This is a genomic window from Aliisedimentitalea sp. MJ-SS2 (genome assembly GCF_032586155.1).
Lineage (GTDB): Bacteria > Pseudomonadota > Alphaproteobacteria > Rhodobacterales > Rhodobacteraceae > JAWHTC01.
This window is the reverse complement of record NZ_JAWHTC010000001.1, coordinates 127,217-142,298: the sequence shown is the minus strand read 5'-3', so window position 1 is coordinate 142,298 and position 15,082 is coordinate 127,217. Positions and strand designations below refer to the sequence as shown.

15 protein-coding genes are annotated in these 15,082 nt (G+C 60.3%); 5 read left to right on the top strand and 10 right to left on the bottom strand.

Translation table 11 applies throughout. The annotated features are described in order from the left end of the window. Window positions 1–396 precede the first annotated feature (396 nt). Window positions 397–864 (top strand): YbaK/EbsC family protein, encoded by a 468-nt coding sequence (locus RXV86_RS00645; RefSeq protein ID WP_316296873.1) that lies wholly within the window; start codon window positions 397–399, stop codon window positions 862–864. A gap of 348 nt (window positions 865–1,212) precedes the next feature. Here RXV86_RS00645 and RXV86_RS00640 read toward each other — a convergent pair whose 3' ends face one another. Then, entirely contained in the window at window positions 1,213–2,028 is an 816-nt protein-coding gene (locus tag RXV86_RS00640; protein ID WP_316296872.1) for a sugar phosphate isomerase/epimerase family protein, read from the bottom strand. A 141-nt stretch (window positions 2,029–2,169) separates the two neighbouring features. On the opposite strand from RXV86_RS00640, the gene RXV86_RS00635 reads away from it, so the two are divergent. Both RXV86_RS00635 and RXV86_RS00630 read left to right on the top strand, forming a co-directional pair. After that, window positions 2,170–2,469: a hypothetical protein gene (locus RXV86_RS00635; protein WP_316296871.1), complete on the top strand. Its 300-nt coding sequence runs from the start codon at window positions 2,170–2,172 to the stop codon at window positions 2,467–2,469. 7 nt (window positions 2,470–2,476) lie between these two features. Then, window positions 2,477–2,959: a pyridoxamine 5'-phosphate oxidase family protein gene (locus RXV86_RS00630; protein WP_316296870.1), complete on the top strand. Its 483-nt coding sequence runs from the start codon at window positions 2,477–2,479 to the stop codon at window positions 2,957–2,959. Between the two features lie 4 nt (window positions 2,960–2,963). Here RXV86_RS00630 and RXV86_RS00625 read toward each other — a convergent pair whose 3' ends face one another. The 9 genes from RXV86_RS00625 to maiA form a co-directional block, all read right to left on the bottom strand. After that, window positions 2,964–3,557 (bottom strand): rhodanese-like domain-containing protein, encoded by a 594-nt coding sequence (locus tag RXV86_RS00625; RefSeq protein ID WP_316296869.1) that lies wholly within the window; start codon window positions 3,555–3,557, stop codon window positions 2,964–2,966. 81 nt (window positions 3,558–3,638) lie between these two features. After that, window positions 3,639–4,025, bottom strand: coding sequence for a zf-TFIIB domain-containing protein (locus RXV86_RS00620; RefSeq protein ID WP_316296868.1), 387 nt, complete (start codon window positions 4,023–4,025; stop codon window positions 3,639–3,641). A 90-nt stretch (window positions 4,026–4,115) separates the two neighbouring features. Continuing rightward, entirely contained in the window at window positions 4,116–4,523 is a 408-nt protein-coding gene (locus RXV86_RS00615) for a universal stress protein (RefSeq protein WP_316296867.1), read from the bottom strand. A 78-nt stretch (window positions 4,524–4,601) separates the two neighbouring features. Next, complete coding sequence (locus tag RXV86_RS00610) at window positions 4,602–5,009, bottom strand: universal stress protein (protein WP_316296866.1); 408 nt, start codon at window positions 5,007–5,009, stop codon at window positions 4,602–4,604. Between the two features lie 375 nt (window positions 5,010–5,384). Then, a complete protein-coding gene (locus tag RXV86_RS00605) occupies window positions 5,385–6,362 on the bottom strand; it encodes an SLAC1 anion channel family protein (protein ID WP_316296865.1) in 978 nt (325 codons plus the stop codon). A gap of 275 nt (window positions 6,363–6,637) precedes the next feature. Next, window positions 6,638–7,960, bottom strand: coding sequence for a TRAP transporter large permease (locus RXV86_RS00600; protein WP_316296864.1), 1,323 nt, complete (start codon window positions 7,958–7,960; stop codon window positions 6,638–6,640). Next, entirely contained in the window at window positions 7,957–8,598 is a 642-nt protein-coding gene (locus tag RXV86_RS00595) for a TRAP transporter small permease subunit (RefSeq protein ID WP_316296863.1), read from the bottom strand. Before RXV86_RS00595 ends, RXV86_RS00600 begins: the two co-directional genes overlap by 4 nt. 90 nt (window positions 8,599–8,688) lie before the next feature. Beyond that, window positions 8,689–9,723, bottom strand: a complete 1,035-nt coding sequence (locus RXV86_RS00590) for a TRAP transporter substrate-binding protein (RefSeq protein WP_316296862.1) — start codon at window positions 9,721–9,723, stop codon at window positions 8,689–8,691. Window positions 9,724–9,777: 54 nt separating this feature from the next. Beyond that, a complete protein-coding gene (gene maiA / locus RXV86_RS00585; protein WP_316296861.1) occupies window positions 9,778–10,422 on the bottom strand; it encodes a maleylacetoacetate isomerase in 645 nt (214 codons plus the stop codon). Between the two features lie 407 nt (window positions 10,423–10,829). On the opposite strand from maiA, the gene RXV86_RS00580 reads away from it, so the two are divergent. Both RXV86_RS00580 and RXV86_RS00575 read left to right on the top strand, forming a co-directional pair. After that, window positions 10,830–11,855 carry an efflux RND transporter periplasmic adaptor subunit gene (locus tag RXV86_RS00580; RefSeq protein WP_316296860.1) on the top strand — a complete coding sequence of 342 codons (1,026 nt, stop codon included), beginning with the start codon at window positions 10,830–10,832 and terminating at the stop codon, window positions 11,853–11,855. Further along, window positions 11,842–15,075, top strand: coding sequence for an efflux RND transporter permease subunit (locus RXV86_RS00575; protein ID WP_316296859.1), 3,234 nt, complete (start codon window positions 11,842–11,844; stop codon window positions 15,073–15,075). The genes RXV86_RS00580 and RXV86_RS00575 overlap by 14 nt, the downstream gene beginning before the upstream one ends. Window positions 15,076–15,082 lie beyond the last annotated feature (7 nt).

Below are 15,082 nucleotides of genomic sequence, written 5' to 3'. Positions count from 1 at the left end.
CGAGCACCCGAGAGGATTACTGATCTTCAAGATCAGGCGCACCTCTCACCCACTCTGGCGCGCCCGCGGTGCTCGACATGATCGGATGAGCCAATCCAACAGGCAGAAGGCGGGGCGAGCCCCGCCCTATGACAATTTTTCTCGACACCCACACCGCCCCCTTGCCCGACTCACCGCTTCGGAGTCACAATACCCCCATCACGAAACCCCAAAGGGCGCCCCGGTTGCGCCCCACAGAAGCGTTTCGACACATCGCTGTGGACCATCGATGTGGCAAAGCGTCCGCAACGCAGAAACTGCAAAGACGCGGCGCCTTCAAAAGCAACAGCGTTTTCTTCGGAACGTTTTTTACAGGCACCCATGCGGCCGCTGCGCCCTCTGTTACAGGAGGACACAATGGCTATTGCATCCCGTCTCAAGCATCACCTCGACGCTAAAGGCTTGCCGTTCGACATGCTTGCCCATCCCTATACCGCAACCGCCAGCGAGACTGCCGAACAGGCCCATGTGCCGGGCGATCACCTTGCAAAATCGGTGCTGATTCACATGGAAGAAGGCCCCTTTGTCGCGGTTCTGCCCAGCCACATGATGATCGACCTGCACGAGCTTCAATCGATACTGCATCGGCGTCTCGGCCTTGCCCCCGAAGAGGAAGTCACCGAAGTGTTCGATGATTGCGAGATCGGCGCAGCGCCACCCGTCGGCGTTGCCTATGGTGTACCGGTGGTGATGGACAAGCAGATGATGGGCCTCGACGAGGTCTGGTTCGAAGCTGGCGATCACCGCACGCTGGTGCATATGAAAGGCCGTCATTTCGACCGCCTGATGAGCGGCGCCAAGCTCGGCTCGTTCTGCTGCCACTGAAAACTAAGGGAGGCATCCCCAAAGGCTTGTGAGCACGAGTTGCGTTTTCTAGTGCCTCTCGTGGCGCTGAATTGTGCGCTCTGGTGCAACCGTGAAAGCCGTTGACTGCGGCGGTCCGTTGGCGCTGCCCCGCGCTCATTCCGTAGGCAGCAAACAGGGCTGATTGGTTGAGAGATGGAAGCAGGCGGTTGGAAGTGGTCGATAACTCATGCCCATATCTCTGATTTGGGCACGCGCCCGGGCCGGGCGCGGCGTTTGTGGCAAACGGTTTGCCATGGGGTAATCGGGGATGGCGGGCTGAAGCCCGCCCTGCGGCGGTGTAGGCCGGGCTTCAGCCCGGCACTCGGGTCATTGACCCAACCCCAATGCTTCCAAATACGCAGCACTCTCCGGCACCCGGCTGAAATCGTTGATCTCAACAATCAAGTGTGGCTTGACGTCCAACTCGCCCAGCGCCTTGAAGATGGCGTGGAAATTGGTTTCCCCCTCGCCCAGTACCCAGTGCCGGTCGGCATAGCCATCGGCATCCTGCAGATGGACATGGCCCAGCAACTCCCCGGCATCTGAAACGAACCGGTCCACCGGCGGCGCGCCGGCCGAGACATGCGCCCAGAGCGCGTGACCGGTATCGACCGACAGCTTCAACGCCGCACTATCCGCCGCCTCGACGGCCCTACGGCGCAGACCCGGATCGGTGTCCTTGATGTTCTCCAAGACCATCTCGACACCCAGATCCGACGCCCGCGCGATTGCCGGTTTCAGCGTGTCCAGAATGGCCGAAATCGACTTCTCGCGATCCTTTGGCCCGTTGTCCAGGTTATGTGTATCCCACGGATCATAGGGCGAATGCAGCACCATCTGCCGCGCCTTGAGCCTCTCGCAGACATCCAGTGCCTGGTTCAGCCGCGCCTGCACCACTGCCCGCAATTCGCGGTCCTTCACGTCCAGCTCGAACCCCGAAAACGGCCCGTGAATGCCCAGCCGCCCGTTCCAGCCATCCAGCTTTTTCAATGCCATGTCGATGAATGCGTCCGGGCTGCGCAGGATATCGGCCATGCAGAATTCCGGCAGTTCCAGGTCGCGGTTCTTCTCGAACAGCCAGTCGCGGTGCCGGTCCAGGTCCAGAACCGTCAGCTGCGCGCCGATCACGGGCAAATCGCTCATCTCTCGCCTCCCTTGTCTTGTCCCCACTCTGCGCCGGAAGCCGGGCCCAAGACAACCACTCACGCAATCGGGATGCGCCTGCCCTTGCCAAACCCGCCCGCGGCGGCGTCAAATCAGGGCGCACAACAGGAAGGAAAACCCATGTCACTGCTTGTCCGCTATACGCTCGCATCGACCGATCATCACGACGCCCAGACCGCAGCAATGACAGCCCTGGTCGCCGGGCTCAAAGACGAAGGCATCGTCGGGTTGAACTACAGCTGTTTCTCGACCGGGAGCCCGACGGAATTTATCGGTGTACTCGAATTCACCGACGAGCCCACCAAACAGGCCTTCCTTGCCTCGGAGGCCTTTGCCACCTATCGCGAAACCGTCGGGCCGACCTTTGCCAACCCGCCGCAGACCAGCGAGATCACCGCCATTGCCTCGACCCGCGACTGACGCCGAAATGCCCGCGCAAGACCCGTTTCAACCCGCCGATGACGACGCCCGCACCCTGGCCCGCAGCCTGATCGAAACCTCGGATCACGCGGCGCTGGCCGTGATCCAGCCGGGCACCACGCTGCCCTCGGCCACCCGCGTGGCCTTGGCCGTGGCCCCGGACGGCGCGCCCATGACGCTGATCTCCGAGCTGGCCAGCCACACCGCCGCGCTGCGTGCCAACCCGGCCTGCGCCCTTCTGATCGGGGATACCGCGGGCAAGGGCGATCCGCTGACCCATCCGCGGCTGACCCTGCACGGCAGCGCCGCATTCATCGCGCGCAGCGACCCGGCTTGTGCAGGCATTCGCGCGCATTTCCTTGACCAGCGCCCGAAATCGACGCTCTACGCCGATTTCCCGGATTTCAGCTTTGTCCGGTTTGAAATCACCGACGGGTTGCTCAATGCCGGCTTCGGCAAGGCCTATCGCCTCACCGCCGCCGACCTCTGACGGGTCACTCGCCGCCGGTCACGGTCAGGCCCAGCATCCGCCAGCCCTGCATCCCCTGCCGGTAATACAAGATCTTGTCCGCCGGATAGCCGGCCTTGATGATGCGGCGAATGGCGGCGGGCGATTGGCCGCACCACGGGCCGTTACAGAACATTGCAATCACTGGCACATTCTCGGGCAGGCATTCATAGCCTTCGAAATCCACTTCGCAGCCCAGAACCTCAAGCTGATCGGCCATCTCGGTATAGGGCATGTTGACCGCGCCGGGGATGGTGCCGGTCTCGAAATGCGGACGCACCCGGCTGTCGATCACCTTGATTTCGGGATCTTTCAGCGCTTCGAGCAGCTCCAATTCGCCAATCGTGGTCACGCCTTCGGCAGGCGACATCGGCTGCACGCAGAACGGCGGGCAGGCGCGCGAGGTCTTGGCAAAATCACCGGTGATGACGTTGTCGCTGTCCTGGATTCGGCTGATCTCGACCGGGCCACCTTCGGTCGGCACCGTGACCGCGCCCATGTCCTTGGTGATGTTCACCGGGTCCCCGGCAAAGGCGGGGCTGGCGGCAAGAGCAAAGGCAAGGGCGGGCAAAATACGCATCGGGCGGTTCCTTTTCAATCTCTGTTCGGGCCGAACCCTGCCCGGTTTCGCACGAATTGAAAACTGCCCGTTCTGACGCAGTCAGTCGAAATCGAATATCTCTTCCAGGATCGACCGTTTCCAGCTTTTCTTCTTGCGATAGCGCCGGTCATCGTCCTCATCGCGCCGCCGTTTGCTCTTGGAGTATTTGGATTTTTCCTTGGTATATCGCTTGCCCTTGGAGGGGCGCTCTTCGCGGTATGGTTCCTGCCAGACGCGCGGCTGTGGCGCCGGGTCAGGTTCGGGTGTTTGTTCGGGGGCGGGGGCCGGTTCGGGATCAGGCAGAGCCATTGGCCCTGCCGCCTTGTCGATGATCTTGTCCAATTCGCCCCGGTCAAGCCAGACACCCCGGCATTTCGGGCAGTAGTCAATCTCGACCCCGTGGCGTTCAGCCATCACCAAGGTTTCACCGTCAACCGGACATTTCATCGGGGCTAGCTCCTTCGCAGTTCGTCCCCGATATGGGAAGGCATCCCGCCCCCCGCAAGCGTAGGGTGGGGTTTCACCCCACCATTCCGCTTATCTCAGAACGTGCACCGCGCATTGTGCGTGGCGCACCACCCGCGCCGCCGTGGATCCAAGGAAATAGTCGGTGATGTCGGGCCGGTGCGAGGCAATGACGATACAATCCGCGCCATGTTCCTCAGCATAGTCCAGGATGGTGCGTGCCGAATGACCTTCGATCACCTTGATCGTTACGTCATCGGCTGCGGCGAAATCTTCCTTCAACCCTTCTTCAACCTCGTGACGGGTCTTGTCCATCTGCCCTTCGGGCAATTGGCTGAGAATATAACCCGGCATCGCCTCGACCACGGTCAGTGCAGTGATCTTAGCCCCTTCCGCGCTCAACGCACGCGCCACTGCCAGCGCTTCTTCGGTCTGCGGATCATGGTCGGCCGCAATCGGCACCAGAATATTGTTGTACATCTATGTCTCCCTCATATGCGTTTCCCGGCAGCCCCTGACCCTTTTCCAAACCTGGGTTCACGGGCTGCTCCTGTCAGCCTAGCGTATCACATGCACCGCGCAGCCAGCGTGCCGCACCACATGCGATGCGGTCGAGCCCAGGAAATAATCCTGCAGGCCCGGCCGGTGCGAGGCGATGATGATGCAATCGCTCCATTTTTCCTTGGCATAGTCCAGAATGGACCGACCGGAATGGCCCTCGATCACGACACCCTCGGCATTGGGAATGGCTTCGGCCATCTTGTCAAGCTCCGCCTGAACCGCCTTACGCGCGTCCTCCAGATAGCTCTGCCAACCGGACGCAGCCGCATAGGCCGGCACCTGCTCGATCACATGCAACAGCGTGATATGCGCCCCTTCGCCCGCCAAGGCACGGGCCACCGCGATCGACCGACCGGGATCGCGTTCTTCGTCGAATGAAACCGGTACCAGAATGTTCATATACATGGCGCCCTCCTTTCCTGAGTCAGGAGAAGTATGAACCCGGGTTCGCCAGGGCACCTTGATGCAGGTCATGAATGTTTTTGTGATCGGAAGGGCGCTTTTGGGGTTGAGCGGACATTAAGGAGAAGCTGTGCGACCACCAGACAATGGGGTGGTGATCCAACACAAGTTGGGACAGCTTTGTCCGCTGAAAGCCTGCGTGCACTCTCCGAAAAACACTGCCCTTTCCAAGTCACCAACCCCTCGGACGGTCTGTTAATCGCACGGCGGCGCTCCGCGCCTTGATGCCACACAGGTTCTTTTTGGCAAATACCTGCTCTAGGCCACAAACGGCCTTTCTCCCAAGCAAATAATAAGGCCTCTCAAAGGGTACCGACCTTACTCGGGGATACAAATCTTCCCGGCCAACGCTGCTTTGGCGGTGCGATAGAGCAACGCCGCGATGATCGCGACCAAAGCCACCAGCAGGATCAGCCCGAACAATTTGTGCGTGGCCGACCCCGTTACCGCAGCAAAGCGGAAACTTGCAATCGTAGCGGCGGCGAAGGGGAAGCTCAGCGCCCAGAAACTCAGGGCGAAATCCAACCGCACAATGCGCGGCAGTTGCACCAGCACAATGGCCGTAAACAGGTAGGCGCTGTTCATCAGGATACGGCCAAAGGCATCGATGTCACCCCCGTTCAGGCGCAGCCAGGCGACAAACCCAACGGCGGGCGGGGCGATCAGGATCACCAGTGTCGGTTGCAGCTTGCCGGGCAGCGGATCGTGGAACACCAACCGGTTGATCACCAGCGTCAGCAGGATGATCCAGAACACCAGACCCACCGACATGAAATACCAGCTCAGCTCGACATACCCAAGCGGCACGCCGGCAATCGGTACGATCACGTTACCAACGGCAGGAATGAACCAGGCCGGGTTCAGCATGCCGTGCTGGAAACTGCGTGTGCCGATCCAGTTCGAGATCACCGCGATGGTCAGCACGAACTGAAGCGCCATCCCCACCAGCCACAGACCCGTGGCAAGGCTCTCATTCCGCTCCAGCGTCGCCACCGCCAACAGCAACATCGAAATCGAAATCGCCGGGAAGAAGCTCAGCCGTACAGGGTGTTTCCACTCACCCACCACGGCGCCTGGATACTTGATCAGCTTGGCCAGATAGCCGCCGCCGATCAGAAGGAACACCGCGAAGGTAAAGAAATAGAGCGCCATCGACATGGCGCCGCCCAAGCCATAAGCCAGTTCGCCCTGGCGCATCGCCAGCGTCAGGCCCGACAAGCCCATCACCATGCCAAACAGCGGCACCGGATAATGCCTTAGGCCACGTTCCGGCATCTCTTGTGTAGTCTCGGTCATCGCCCTGCCCTTTCCTGTGCTCACGCTACGCCGCAATCACATCTCATATTTGGAATGTAATGGCAAGAGGCGATGACCGCGGCACTCGACTACATGCCCGGCAAACGATTAACACCCTGAGCGCCCGACAGATACCCGACAGGTTGCAGACCAAGTTCAGCCCCCTGTTTTCAGGCAGCGTTAACCGATCCCGGCATGAAGTTACATACGGTTAATCGTGTCCACAGAGGGCTGCCTAAGGTGCGCATTCACTGCGCACCCCTATTGACAAATCGTCAATGCAACGCACGCAGCAGGAACAACGTGATCGACGGAAACGCCACCAGGATGATCACCCGAACCACGTCCGAGGCCACGAAATACATCACTGCCCGGTAGGTGGCGACCATCGGCGTGGTCCGGTCCATCGAGTTGATGACGAACAGGTTCATCCCCACCGGAGGTGTGATCAAACCGACCTCGACAACGATCAGCACGATAATTCCGAACCAGATCGCGGTTTCCTCGGGGGTCAGTCCGAAATCAAGCGTGCTGATGATCGGAAAGAAGATCGGAATGGTCAACAGGATCATGCTGAGGCTGTCCATCACGCAGCCGAACACCAGGTAAAGCGCCAGGATGATCGCCAGAACCACCCAGGGGCTGAAACCCAGCGAGGTGACGTAACTGGCCAATTCCTGCGGTACCTGCGTCAGCGCCAGGAACCCATTGTAAAACGCCGCCCCCAGCACGATAAAGAAAATCATGCCTGTCGAGCGTCCCGTCGCCAGGAAGCTCTCGATAAAACTTGCCCTGTTCAGACCGCCATTAAGCAGCGCGATCAGCCCGGTGCCAAAGGCCCCCACCGCCGCGCCTTCCGTGGGCGTGAACCAACCCAGGTAAATGCCACCAACAACCAGCAGGAACACCACAAGCACCGGCCAGACATCCGCCAGCGCCCGGAACCGCTCGCCATATGGAATCGGTTCGCGCGTGCCCGCCGCATCCGGGTGGATGCGCACATAGATCGAGATGGTGATGATGTAACCAATCGCCGCCAGAAGACCGGGAATGAACGCCGCCAGGAACAGCTTGGCAATGTTCTGTTCGGTCAAGATGGCATAGATCACCAGGATCACGCTGGGCGGGATCAGGATACCCAGCGTCCCCCCCGCTGCCAGCGTCGCGGTCGAGAACCCGCCTGAATAGCCATAGCGGCGCAGCTCGGGCAATGCGACCTGACTCATCGTGGCCGCGGTCGCCAAGGACGAGCCGCAAATCGAGCCGAACCCGGCACAAGCCCCCACGGCCGCCATCGCCACCCCGCCACGCCTGTGCCCCAGCCAGCTTTCTGCGGCCTTGAACAGCGCGGTCGACATGCCCCCCAGCGTCGCGAAATGCCCCATCAACAGGAACATCGGCACGATCGACAACGAATAACTGGAAAACGTGCCATAGGTCTCGGATTTCAACCGCGCCAGCGCCACGTTCCAACCACCGGTTACAAGGTACAGGCCGAACATGCCGACAAGAAACATCGACAGCCCGATCGGCACCCGCAGAAAGATCAGCAAAAGCAGGACGGGGAACGAGGTCAACCCAATTTCAAAGTTGGTCAATGATCCACTCCCGCGCTTTCGACAACCGTGCGATTGGAGAAGAACTCACCAATCCGGACAAAGGCCATGTAAACCCCGACAGTCGCCGCCACGATGGCCGCAATCAGGCTCAACCCATAGGCCCACCACAGCGGGAACTGCAAAAGCTGGCTGGTTTCGCTCATGAACAACCCGCCCTTGTCACCGAACAGTTTCAGAATGGCGGGCGTGTCCTTGAGTCCCATCTTCGCCATCATGCCTTCATAGAGCCGCATGGCGATCACGATCAGAACCACTGCGAACACGATTTCCACCACCATCTGGATGAACCGGTTCACCTTCACCGACAGGCGAGAGGTGAAGATGTCGACCGTGGCGTGCCCGGCGGTGATCTGACAGAAGGGCAGAAAGGCAAAGATGGAAAAGGCGATCCCGGCCTCGACCAGTTCATAATCCCCCAGAACCGGCCCCACCCCCGTGCCCAGCAGGGTATCCGCCAGGCCGGGCATAGTGTTCTGCATCATGCCGGAATGCAGGAAGGTATTGATCCCGCGTCCCAGCACCGAGATACAGGTCAAAAGGATCAGACAGGTCAGAACTAACCCACCGAGAATAGCCATGAACCGCGCGAGGCTCATCATGATCCTTTGAAGCTGCATATCGAATTCCCCTTGCTTTGGTGTTTTACCGCCGCCCTTGCACAACAAACGGGCCACGGGAGTTAACCCGCGGCCCGTCGGTTAAGCATCTTACATGCTGTTTTTCTTGATCAACTCGCGGGCTTGGTCGACCAGCGCCTGACCGTCCATGCCGTAACCGTTGATCTCTTCGATCCAACCTGCCTCGATACCGGCGGCTGCGTCTTTCCACTCCTGCACTTCGTCAGAGGTGAGCGTCATGATGTTGTTGCCACGACCCGCCGCCGCTTCACGCGACCCGGCATCAGCACCTTGCATCAGCTTACCGGCCAGCGCCGAAAGCTCTTCGCCCGACACGCTATCCATGGCCGCCTTCATCTCATCCGACAGGCTGTCCCATTTCTGCTTGTTCATCGCCAGGGCAAATCCCACGGTGTAAAGCGAATCGTCACCGAATTCGGTGTGGTTCTCAACCAGCTCCGGCACTTTCAGCGCGCCGGTGACTTCCCACGGAATCACGGTCGCATCAATCACGCCTTTCGATAGTGCCTCGGGCACAGCCGGAACCGGCATGCCAACGGCGGTGGCGCCCAGTTCAGTGAACAGCTTGTTGGTCATCCGCGACGGGGCACGCAGCTTGACACCATTCAGGTCCTTGACCGATTTGATCGGCGCTTTCGAGTGGATAAGACCGGGGCCGTGAACCCAAACTGCCAGAACCTTGATGTTGGCAAACTCGGTATCCATCATGTTTGCCTCGGCGAACTGCCACATGGCGCGGCTGGTGTCTTCACCGTTGGTCATCATGAAGGGCAGCTCGAACACTTCCGAGCTCGGGAAACGGCCCGGGGTATAACCCAGAACGGTCCACACGATGTCGGCCACGCCGTCTTCAACCTGGCTCATCAGGTGCGGCGGCTTACCACCCAGCTGCATCGACGGGTAATGGTCGATCTTGATTTTCCCGCCCGAGGCTTCTTCGACGCGACGCGCCCACGGATCCAGGATCAGCTTGGGCACGTTGGCCTGCGCCGGCAGGAACTGGTGCATTTTCAGCGTCACTTCCTGTGCCATTGCCGTGCTGCCCGCGGCCACGGCCATTGCCGTGCCAGCCAGAAGGCCCATAAGGTTACGTTTGTTGATCATCTGACATCTCCCTTTGTCATTAATGATGGATGGTTGTGGATTGCCCCAAACTGTTCAGGGCTCGAAATCCGGTTGGTTCTTCGGGTGCGCCTGCTCGAATGCGGGCAAGGCGGCGCAATTGTTATAAATCTCGTTCACGCGGGTCAGGTGGCTGATATCGACATTGAACCGCTGGGCCGAAAACACCTGCGGTACCAGACAGATATCCGCAAGGCCCGGCTGCTCGCCGTAGCAAAACGACGTCGCCGCCCCGGTTTGCGCCAACAGTCCCTCACAGGCCTCAAGCCCGTCGCCCAGCCAACGCGCCAGCCAGGCGCTTGTCTGATCCGCGTCCGCACCCAGCTCTTGACCAAGGTATTTCAGCACCCGCAGGTTTTGCAGCGGGTGGATTTCACAGGCAATTACCTGGGCAAAGCCACGTTCTCTGGCCCGGGTTAACGGGTCGCGCGACAGTATCGGCGGTTCGGGGTGGGTCTCGTCCAGCCATTCCAGTATCGCCAGAGATTGGATCAGGCGATCGCCCTCATCGGTTTCCAGTGTCGGAACCAGCATCTGTGGATTGAGCGCCTTGTAAGCCGCGTCCTTCTGCGCCCCGTGCTTCAGATGCACCTGCTCGAAATCATACTCGATCCCCTTCAAATTGAAGGCGATACGGCAACGATAGGCCGAAGAACTACGGAAATAGCCGTGAAATCGCATCACTCGGCGTATCCACATACAACAATTTTGGTGGACGTCTTCATCAGACGTTTTCTCCCTTTGGGTCCTGTTCGATTCGCAAGGTCATTGATTCAACGGTATTTTGTAACCGTCAAAACCATGTTTCTGTGCATTCTCCACCCGCACAGCGACATCCTTTGCCCTCGTCAGATCCCCTTGTTTTCCTTCGTACCCTTGAAAGAGCACGGTTTTCGGCTTCCAATACCCGACAGTACACACAACCCGGCACGCGACAAGGCCGCCATAGGCAAATGCAATACTGCGCGTGAGAAACAAATTACTATTAAACCGACCGGTCGGTCAAGCAATTGTGGAAAATGCCCCTTGCAATATATATTAAAACTTGCATATGTATGCCACGAACCTGATTTGAAGGAAACTCTGTCATGCGCAGGATGATCATCGCCGCCGTACTGGGGATTAGCTTGCCCTTTACCACGCCCGCCGCCACCGAAGAGCTGACCACCGTCACCATGACCACCATCACCGAATGGAAGGCCGTATTCGGCAAGGTCGAGGCGCGTAACAACGTCCCGGCCCGTTCACGCATCGGCGGCACGCTGACCGAAATCACCGTCTCTGAAGGCACCGACGTGACCGAAGGTCAGCAGATCGGCACCATTTACGACGCCAAGCTTGCGCTGCAACTCGACAGCATTGTTGCCCAGGTCGACGCCCTACAATCGCAGCTTGAAAATGCCCAAACCGAACTGACCCGCGGTGAAGACCTCTTGAAACGCGGAGTAACCACAGTCCAACGGCTCGATGCGCTCCGCACCCAGGTCGACGTGCTGACAAGCCAGATCGAATCGATCGAGGCCGAGAAACGCGTCATCGAACAGCGCGCCGCCGAAGGCGCGGTGCTGGCCCCCATATCAGGCCGTGTCCTCACTGTGCCCGTCACCACCGGCTCGGTCCTGATGCCGGGCGAGGTCGTCTCGATGATCGGAGGCGGTGGCTTCTACCTGCGCCTTGCCGTGCCGGAACGCCACGCCGCTTTCCTGCGCGAAGGCGCCGACATCCAAATCGGCGAAGACGGCTCCACGCAGACCGGCAAACTCGCCAAGGTCTACCCGCAAATCCAGAATGGCCGTGTGATCGCCGATGTAGAAATGTCCGAACTTGGCTCGGGCTTTGTCGACGCCCGTGTCCTCGTACGCCTGCCCGTTGGCGAAACCTCCGCGCTGCTGGTGCCCGCCGACCTTGTCGTCACCCGCATGGGCCTTGATTTCGTGACCGTCAAAGAAGGCGAGCACGGCACCCTGCGCGCCATCGTGCCCGGTGAACACCATGTAATTGACGGAAAATCGATGATCGAAGTCCTCTCGGGTCTCTCGGAAGGTGAAAACGTCACCCTGACCAAGGACGTCGCCTATACCCCGGCAAAGGATCACGGCAATGACGGACACTAAGAAAACCGCCCCCGAGGACAAACCCCTCGGCATCGCCGGTGGTCTGACCCGCAGCTTCATCCAGTCGCCGCTCACGCCGCTGATGATCCTTGCCGCGCTGGCGGTGGGCCTGGTCGCCCTCTTCGCCCTCCCGCGCGAGGAAGAGCCGCAAATCTCGGTGCCCCTCGTGGATATCCACATCCAGGCCCCCGGCCTTCGCGCCGAGGACGCCGTGAAACTGGTGACCGAGCCGATGGAAACCATCGTCAAGGGCATCAACGAGGTCGAACATGTCTATTCGTCCTCGATGGATGACTATGCCATGGTCGCCGCTCGCTTCCTTGTCGGCACCTCGACTGACACCGCAATCCTGCGCGTGCATGACAAGGTGCGCGCCAACATGGACCGCATCCCTGTTGGCATTCAGGAACCCCTGATCGTCGGTCGCGGCATTGATGACGTCGCGATCGTGACGCTCACACTTTCGGCCAAGCCGGGCGAGAGCCACGTCACCGCCAACGACATCACCCGCATCGCCCGCGAATTGCAGGTCGAGCTGGCCAAGATCGACAATGTCGGTCTCTCCTACCTTGTCGGCGACAGCCCTGAGGCGATCCGCATCGCCCCCGACCCCGAGCGCCTCGCGCTCTACGGTGTCACTTTGCAACAGCTGGCCGGCAAGGTGCAGATGGCAAACAAGGCGTTCTCGACTGGCAATATCCGCAACAACGGTGAACAAATCGCCCTTGTCGCCGGTCAGACCCTGCGCGCCCCGGCGCAGGTCGCCAACCTGCTGCTGACCTCGCGCGACAATCGCCCCGTCTACGTGCGCGACGTTGCCGATGTTTCCTATGTCCCCGACACCTCCGACAAGATGGTTGCCAACGTGATCCGCGACGGGGCTGGCAACATCCACCGAACCCCCGCAGTGACCCTCGCGATTGCCAAACGCGCCGGCGCCAACGCCGTGCTTGTGGCCGAGGAAATCCTGCACCGCGTCGATCAACTGGCCCCGAAAATGGTGCCCGACGCGATCCAGATCGACGTCACCCGCGACTATGGCGAAACCGCGGATGAGAAGGCCAACGAACTCCTGTTCCACCTCGGCCTCGCCACCGTCTCGATCGTCGCATTGGTGCTGATCGCCATCGGCTGGCGCGAATCCATCGTGGTCGCCGTGGTCATCCCCGTGACCATCCTGCTCACCCTCTTTGCCGCCTGGATCATGGGCTATACGCTCAACCGCGTGTCGCTTTTCGCGCTGATCTTCTCGATCGGTATCCTTGTCGATGACGCCATCGTGGTGATCGAAAACATCGCACGCCACTGGGCCATGAAGGACAAGGCCTCCCGCGTTGAAAAGGCAATCCGCGCCGTGGCCGAGGTGGGCAACCCCACCATCGTCGCCACGCTGACCGTTGTCGCCGCCCTGCTGCCGATGCTCTTTGTCAGCGGGTTGATGGGCCCCTACATGTCGCCGATCCCAGCCAATGCCTCGGCCGCGATGATCTTCTCATTCTTCGTTGCCGTCATCATCACCCCGTGGCTGATGCTGAAATTTGCAGGCAACGCCGATATGTCAGCCCATGCCGGGGATGATGTCCATGGCGGCCATCACGGCGGCATTCTGGAAAAATCCTATATCGCCGTGGCCAAACCCCTGTTGCGGTCCAAGTTCATCGCGCTGATGTTCCTGCTGATCACCGCCGTGGCCTCCTTCGGTTCGCTTGGCCTGCTCTACACTAAGGATGTGACGGTCAAGCTTCTGCCGTTCGACAACAAGTCCGAACTCAGCGTCGTCATCGACCTGCCCGAGGGCTCCTCGGTCGAAGCTACCGACGCCGTCGCGCAAAAGGTTGCTGCCGCCGTGCTGGACCTGCCCGAGGTGATCTCAACCCAAACTCATGCCGGGGCGTCCGCACCCTTCAACTTCAACGGCCTCGTGCGCCACTACTACCTGCGCAATCAGCCGCAGATGGGCGACGTGCAGATCAACCTTGCGGCCAAACACCACCGAGAACGCTCGTCTCACGACATCGCGCTGGAAATCCGCGACCGCGTCCTTGCTCTTGATGTGCCCCCCGGAACCTCGCTCAAAACCGTCGAACCGCCCCCTGGCCCGCCGGTCATCGCCACCCTCCTGGCCGAGGTCTATGGCCCCGACGCCGAAACCCGCCGCGAGGTGGCATCGAAAATCCGCCAGGCCTTCGAGGCTATTCCTTACATCGTCGACACCGATGACAGTTTCGGCATCCAACCGCGCCGCCTGCGCGCCACGATCTCGACTGACCAGTTGGAATTCCACCAGGTGCAGGAAAGCGACGTCTTTGACACACTCGGCATCCTCAACGGTGGCATGACGGTCGGATATTCACACCGCGAAGACGGCCGCCGCCCGATCCCGATCCGGGTCGAGCGGGACAAATCCGACCGCGTGCTTGATGAGCGTTTCATGTCCACCCCGATCCCCGCCAACGTCCTTCCCGGCGCACGCGGTGTCGTGGAATTGGGCGACGTGATCGAAGTCCACGAGGAAAAGGCCTCGTTCCCGATCTTCCGCCACAATGGCCGCTATGCCGAAATGGTCATGGCCGAGCTGGCAGGCGAGTTCGAGGCGCCCCTCTACGGCATGCTCGCCGTGGCCGAGGAATTGGACAAGATGGAATGGGAAGAGGGCACCAAGCCCACGATCCGCCTCAATGGCCAGCCCGAAGACGACACCGCCGTCACCCTGCTGTGGGATGGCGAATGGGAGGTCACATGGATCACCTTCCGTGACATGGGCGCGGCCTTTGCCGTGGCTCTATTGGGTATCTACATCCTCGTCGTGGCGCAATTCGGGTCGTTCCGTCTGCCGCTGGTGATCCTCACACCGATCCCGCTCACCTTCCTTGGCATCATCGGTGGCCACTGGTGGCTGGGCGCGCCGTTCTCGGCCACCTCGATGATCGGTTTCATCGCGCTGGCGGGCATCATCGTGCGCAACTCGATCCTACTGGTGGATTTCATCCGCAACGAGGCCGACGAGGACACGCCATTGATCGACACACTTCTGGCGGCAGGAGCCATCCGCTTCAAACCGATCCTGTTGACGGCGATTGCCGCCATGATCGGCGCGGTTGTGATCCTGGCCGACCCGATCTTCCAGGGCCTCGCCATTTCGCTGCTGTTCGGTCTGCTCAGTTCAACCTTGCTGACCGTTCTGGTGATCCCGGCGATCTACCGCGTATTCAAAACCTGAGTTTTGG

What these genes read in the sequence shown, in the direction of transcription:
- RXV86_RS00645 (WP_316296873.1), top strand. Translation starts at nt 397, where the DNA reads ATGGCTATTGCATCCCGTCTCAAGCATCACCTCGACGCTAAAGGCTTG.
- RXV86_RS00640 (WP_316296872.1), bottom strand. Translation starts at nt 2,028, where the DNA reads ATGAGCGATTTGCCCGTGATCGGCGCGCAGCTGACGGTTCTGGACCTG.
- RXV86_RS00635 (WP_316296871.1), top strand. Translation starts at nt 2,170, where the DNA reads ATGTCACTGCTTGTCCGCTATACGCTCGCATCGACCGATCATCACGAC.
- RXV86_RS00630 (WP_316296870.1), top strand. Translation starts at nt 2,477, where the DNA reads ATGCCCGCGCAAGACCCGTTTCAACCCGCCGATGACGACGCCCGCACC.
- RXV86_RS00625 (WP_316296869.1), bottom strand. Translation starts at nt 3,557, where the DNA reads ATGCGTATTTTGCCCGCCCTTGCCTTTGCTCTTGCCGCCAGCCCCGCC.
- RXV86_RS00620 (WP_316296868.1), bottom strand. Translation starts at nt 4,025, where the DNA reads ATGAAATGTCCGGTTGACGGTGAAACCTTGGTGATGGCTGAACGCCAC.
- RXV86_RS00615 (WP_316296867.1), bottom strand. Translation starts at nt 4,523, where the DNA reads ATGTACAACAATATTCTGGTGCCGATTGCGGCCGACCATGATCCGCAG.
- RXV86_RS00610 (WP_316296866.1), bottom strand. Translation starts at nt 5,009, where the DNA reads ATGTATATGAACATTCTGGTACCGGTTTCATTCGACGAAGAACGCGAT.
- RXV86_RS00605 (WP_316296865.1), bottom strand. Translation starts at nt 6,362, where the DNA reads ATGACCGAGACTACACAAGAGATGCCGGAACGTGGCCTAAGGCATTAT.
- RXV86_RS00595 (WP_316296863.1), bottom strand. Translation starts at nt 8,598, where the DNA reads ATGCAGCTTCAAAGGATCATGATGAGCCTCGCGCGGTTCATGGCTATT.
- RXV86_RS00590 (WP_316296862.1), bottom strand. Translation starts at nt 9,723, where the DNA reads ATGATCAACAAACGTAACCTTATGGGCCTTCTGGCTGGCACGGCAATG.
- maiA (WP_316296861.1), bottom strand. Translation starts at nt 10,422, where the DNA reads ATGCGATTTCACGGCTATTTCCGTAGTTCTTCGGCCTATCGTTGCCGT.
- RXV86_RS00580 (WP_316296860.1), top strand. Translation starts at nt 10,830, where the DNA reads ATGCGCAGGATGATCATCGCCGCCGTACTGGGGATTAGCTTGCCCTTT.
- RXV86_RS00575 (WP_316296859.1), top strand. Translation starts at nt 11,842, where the DNA reads ATGACGGACACTAAGAAAACCGCCCCCGAGGACAAACCCCTCGGCATC.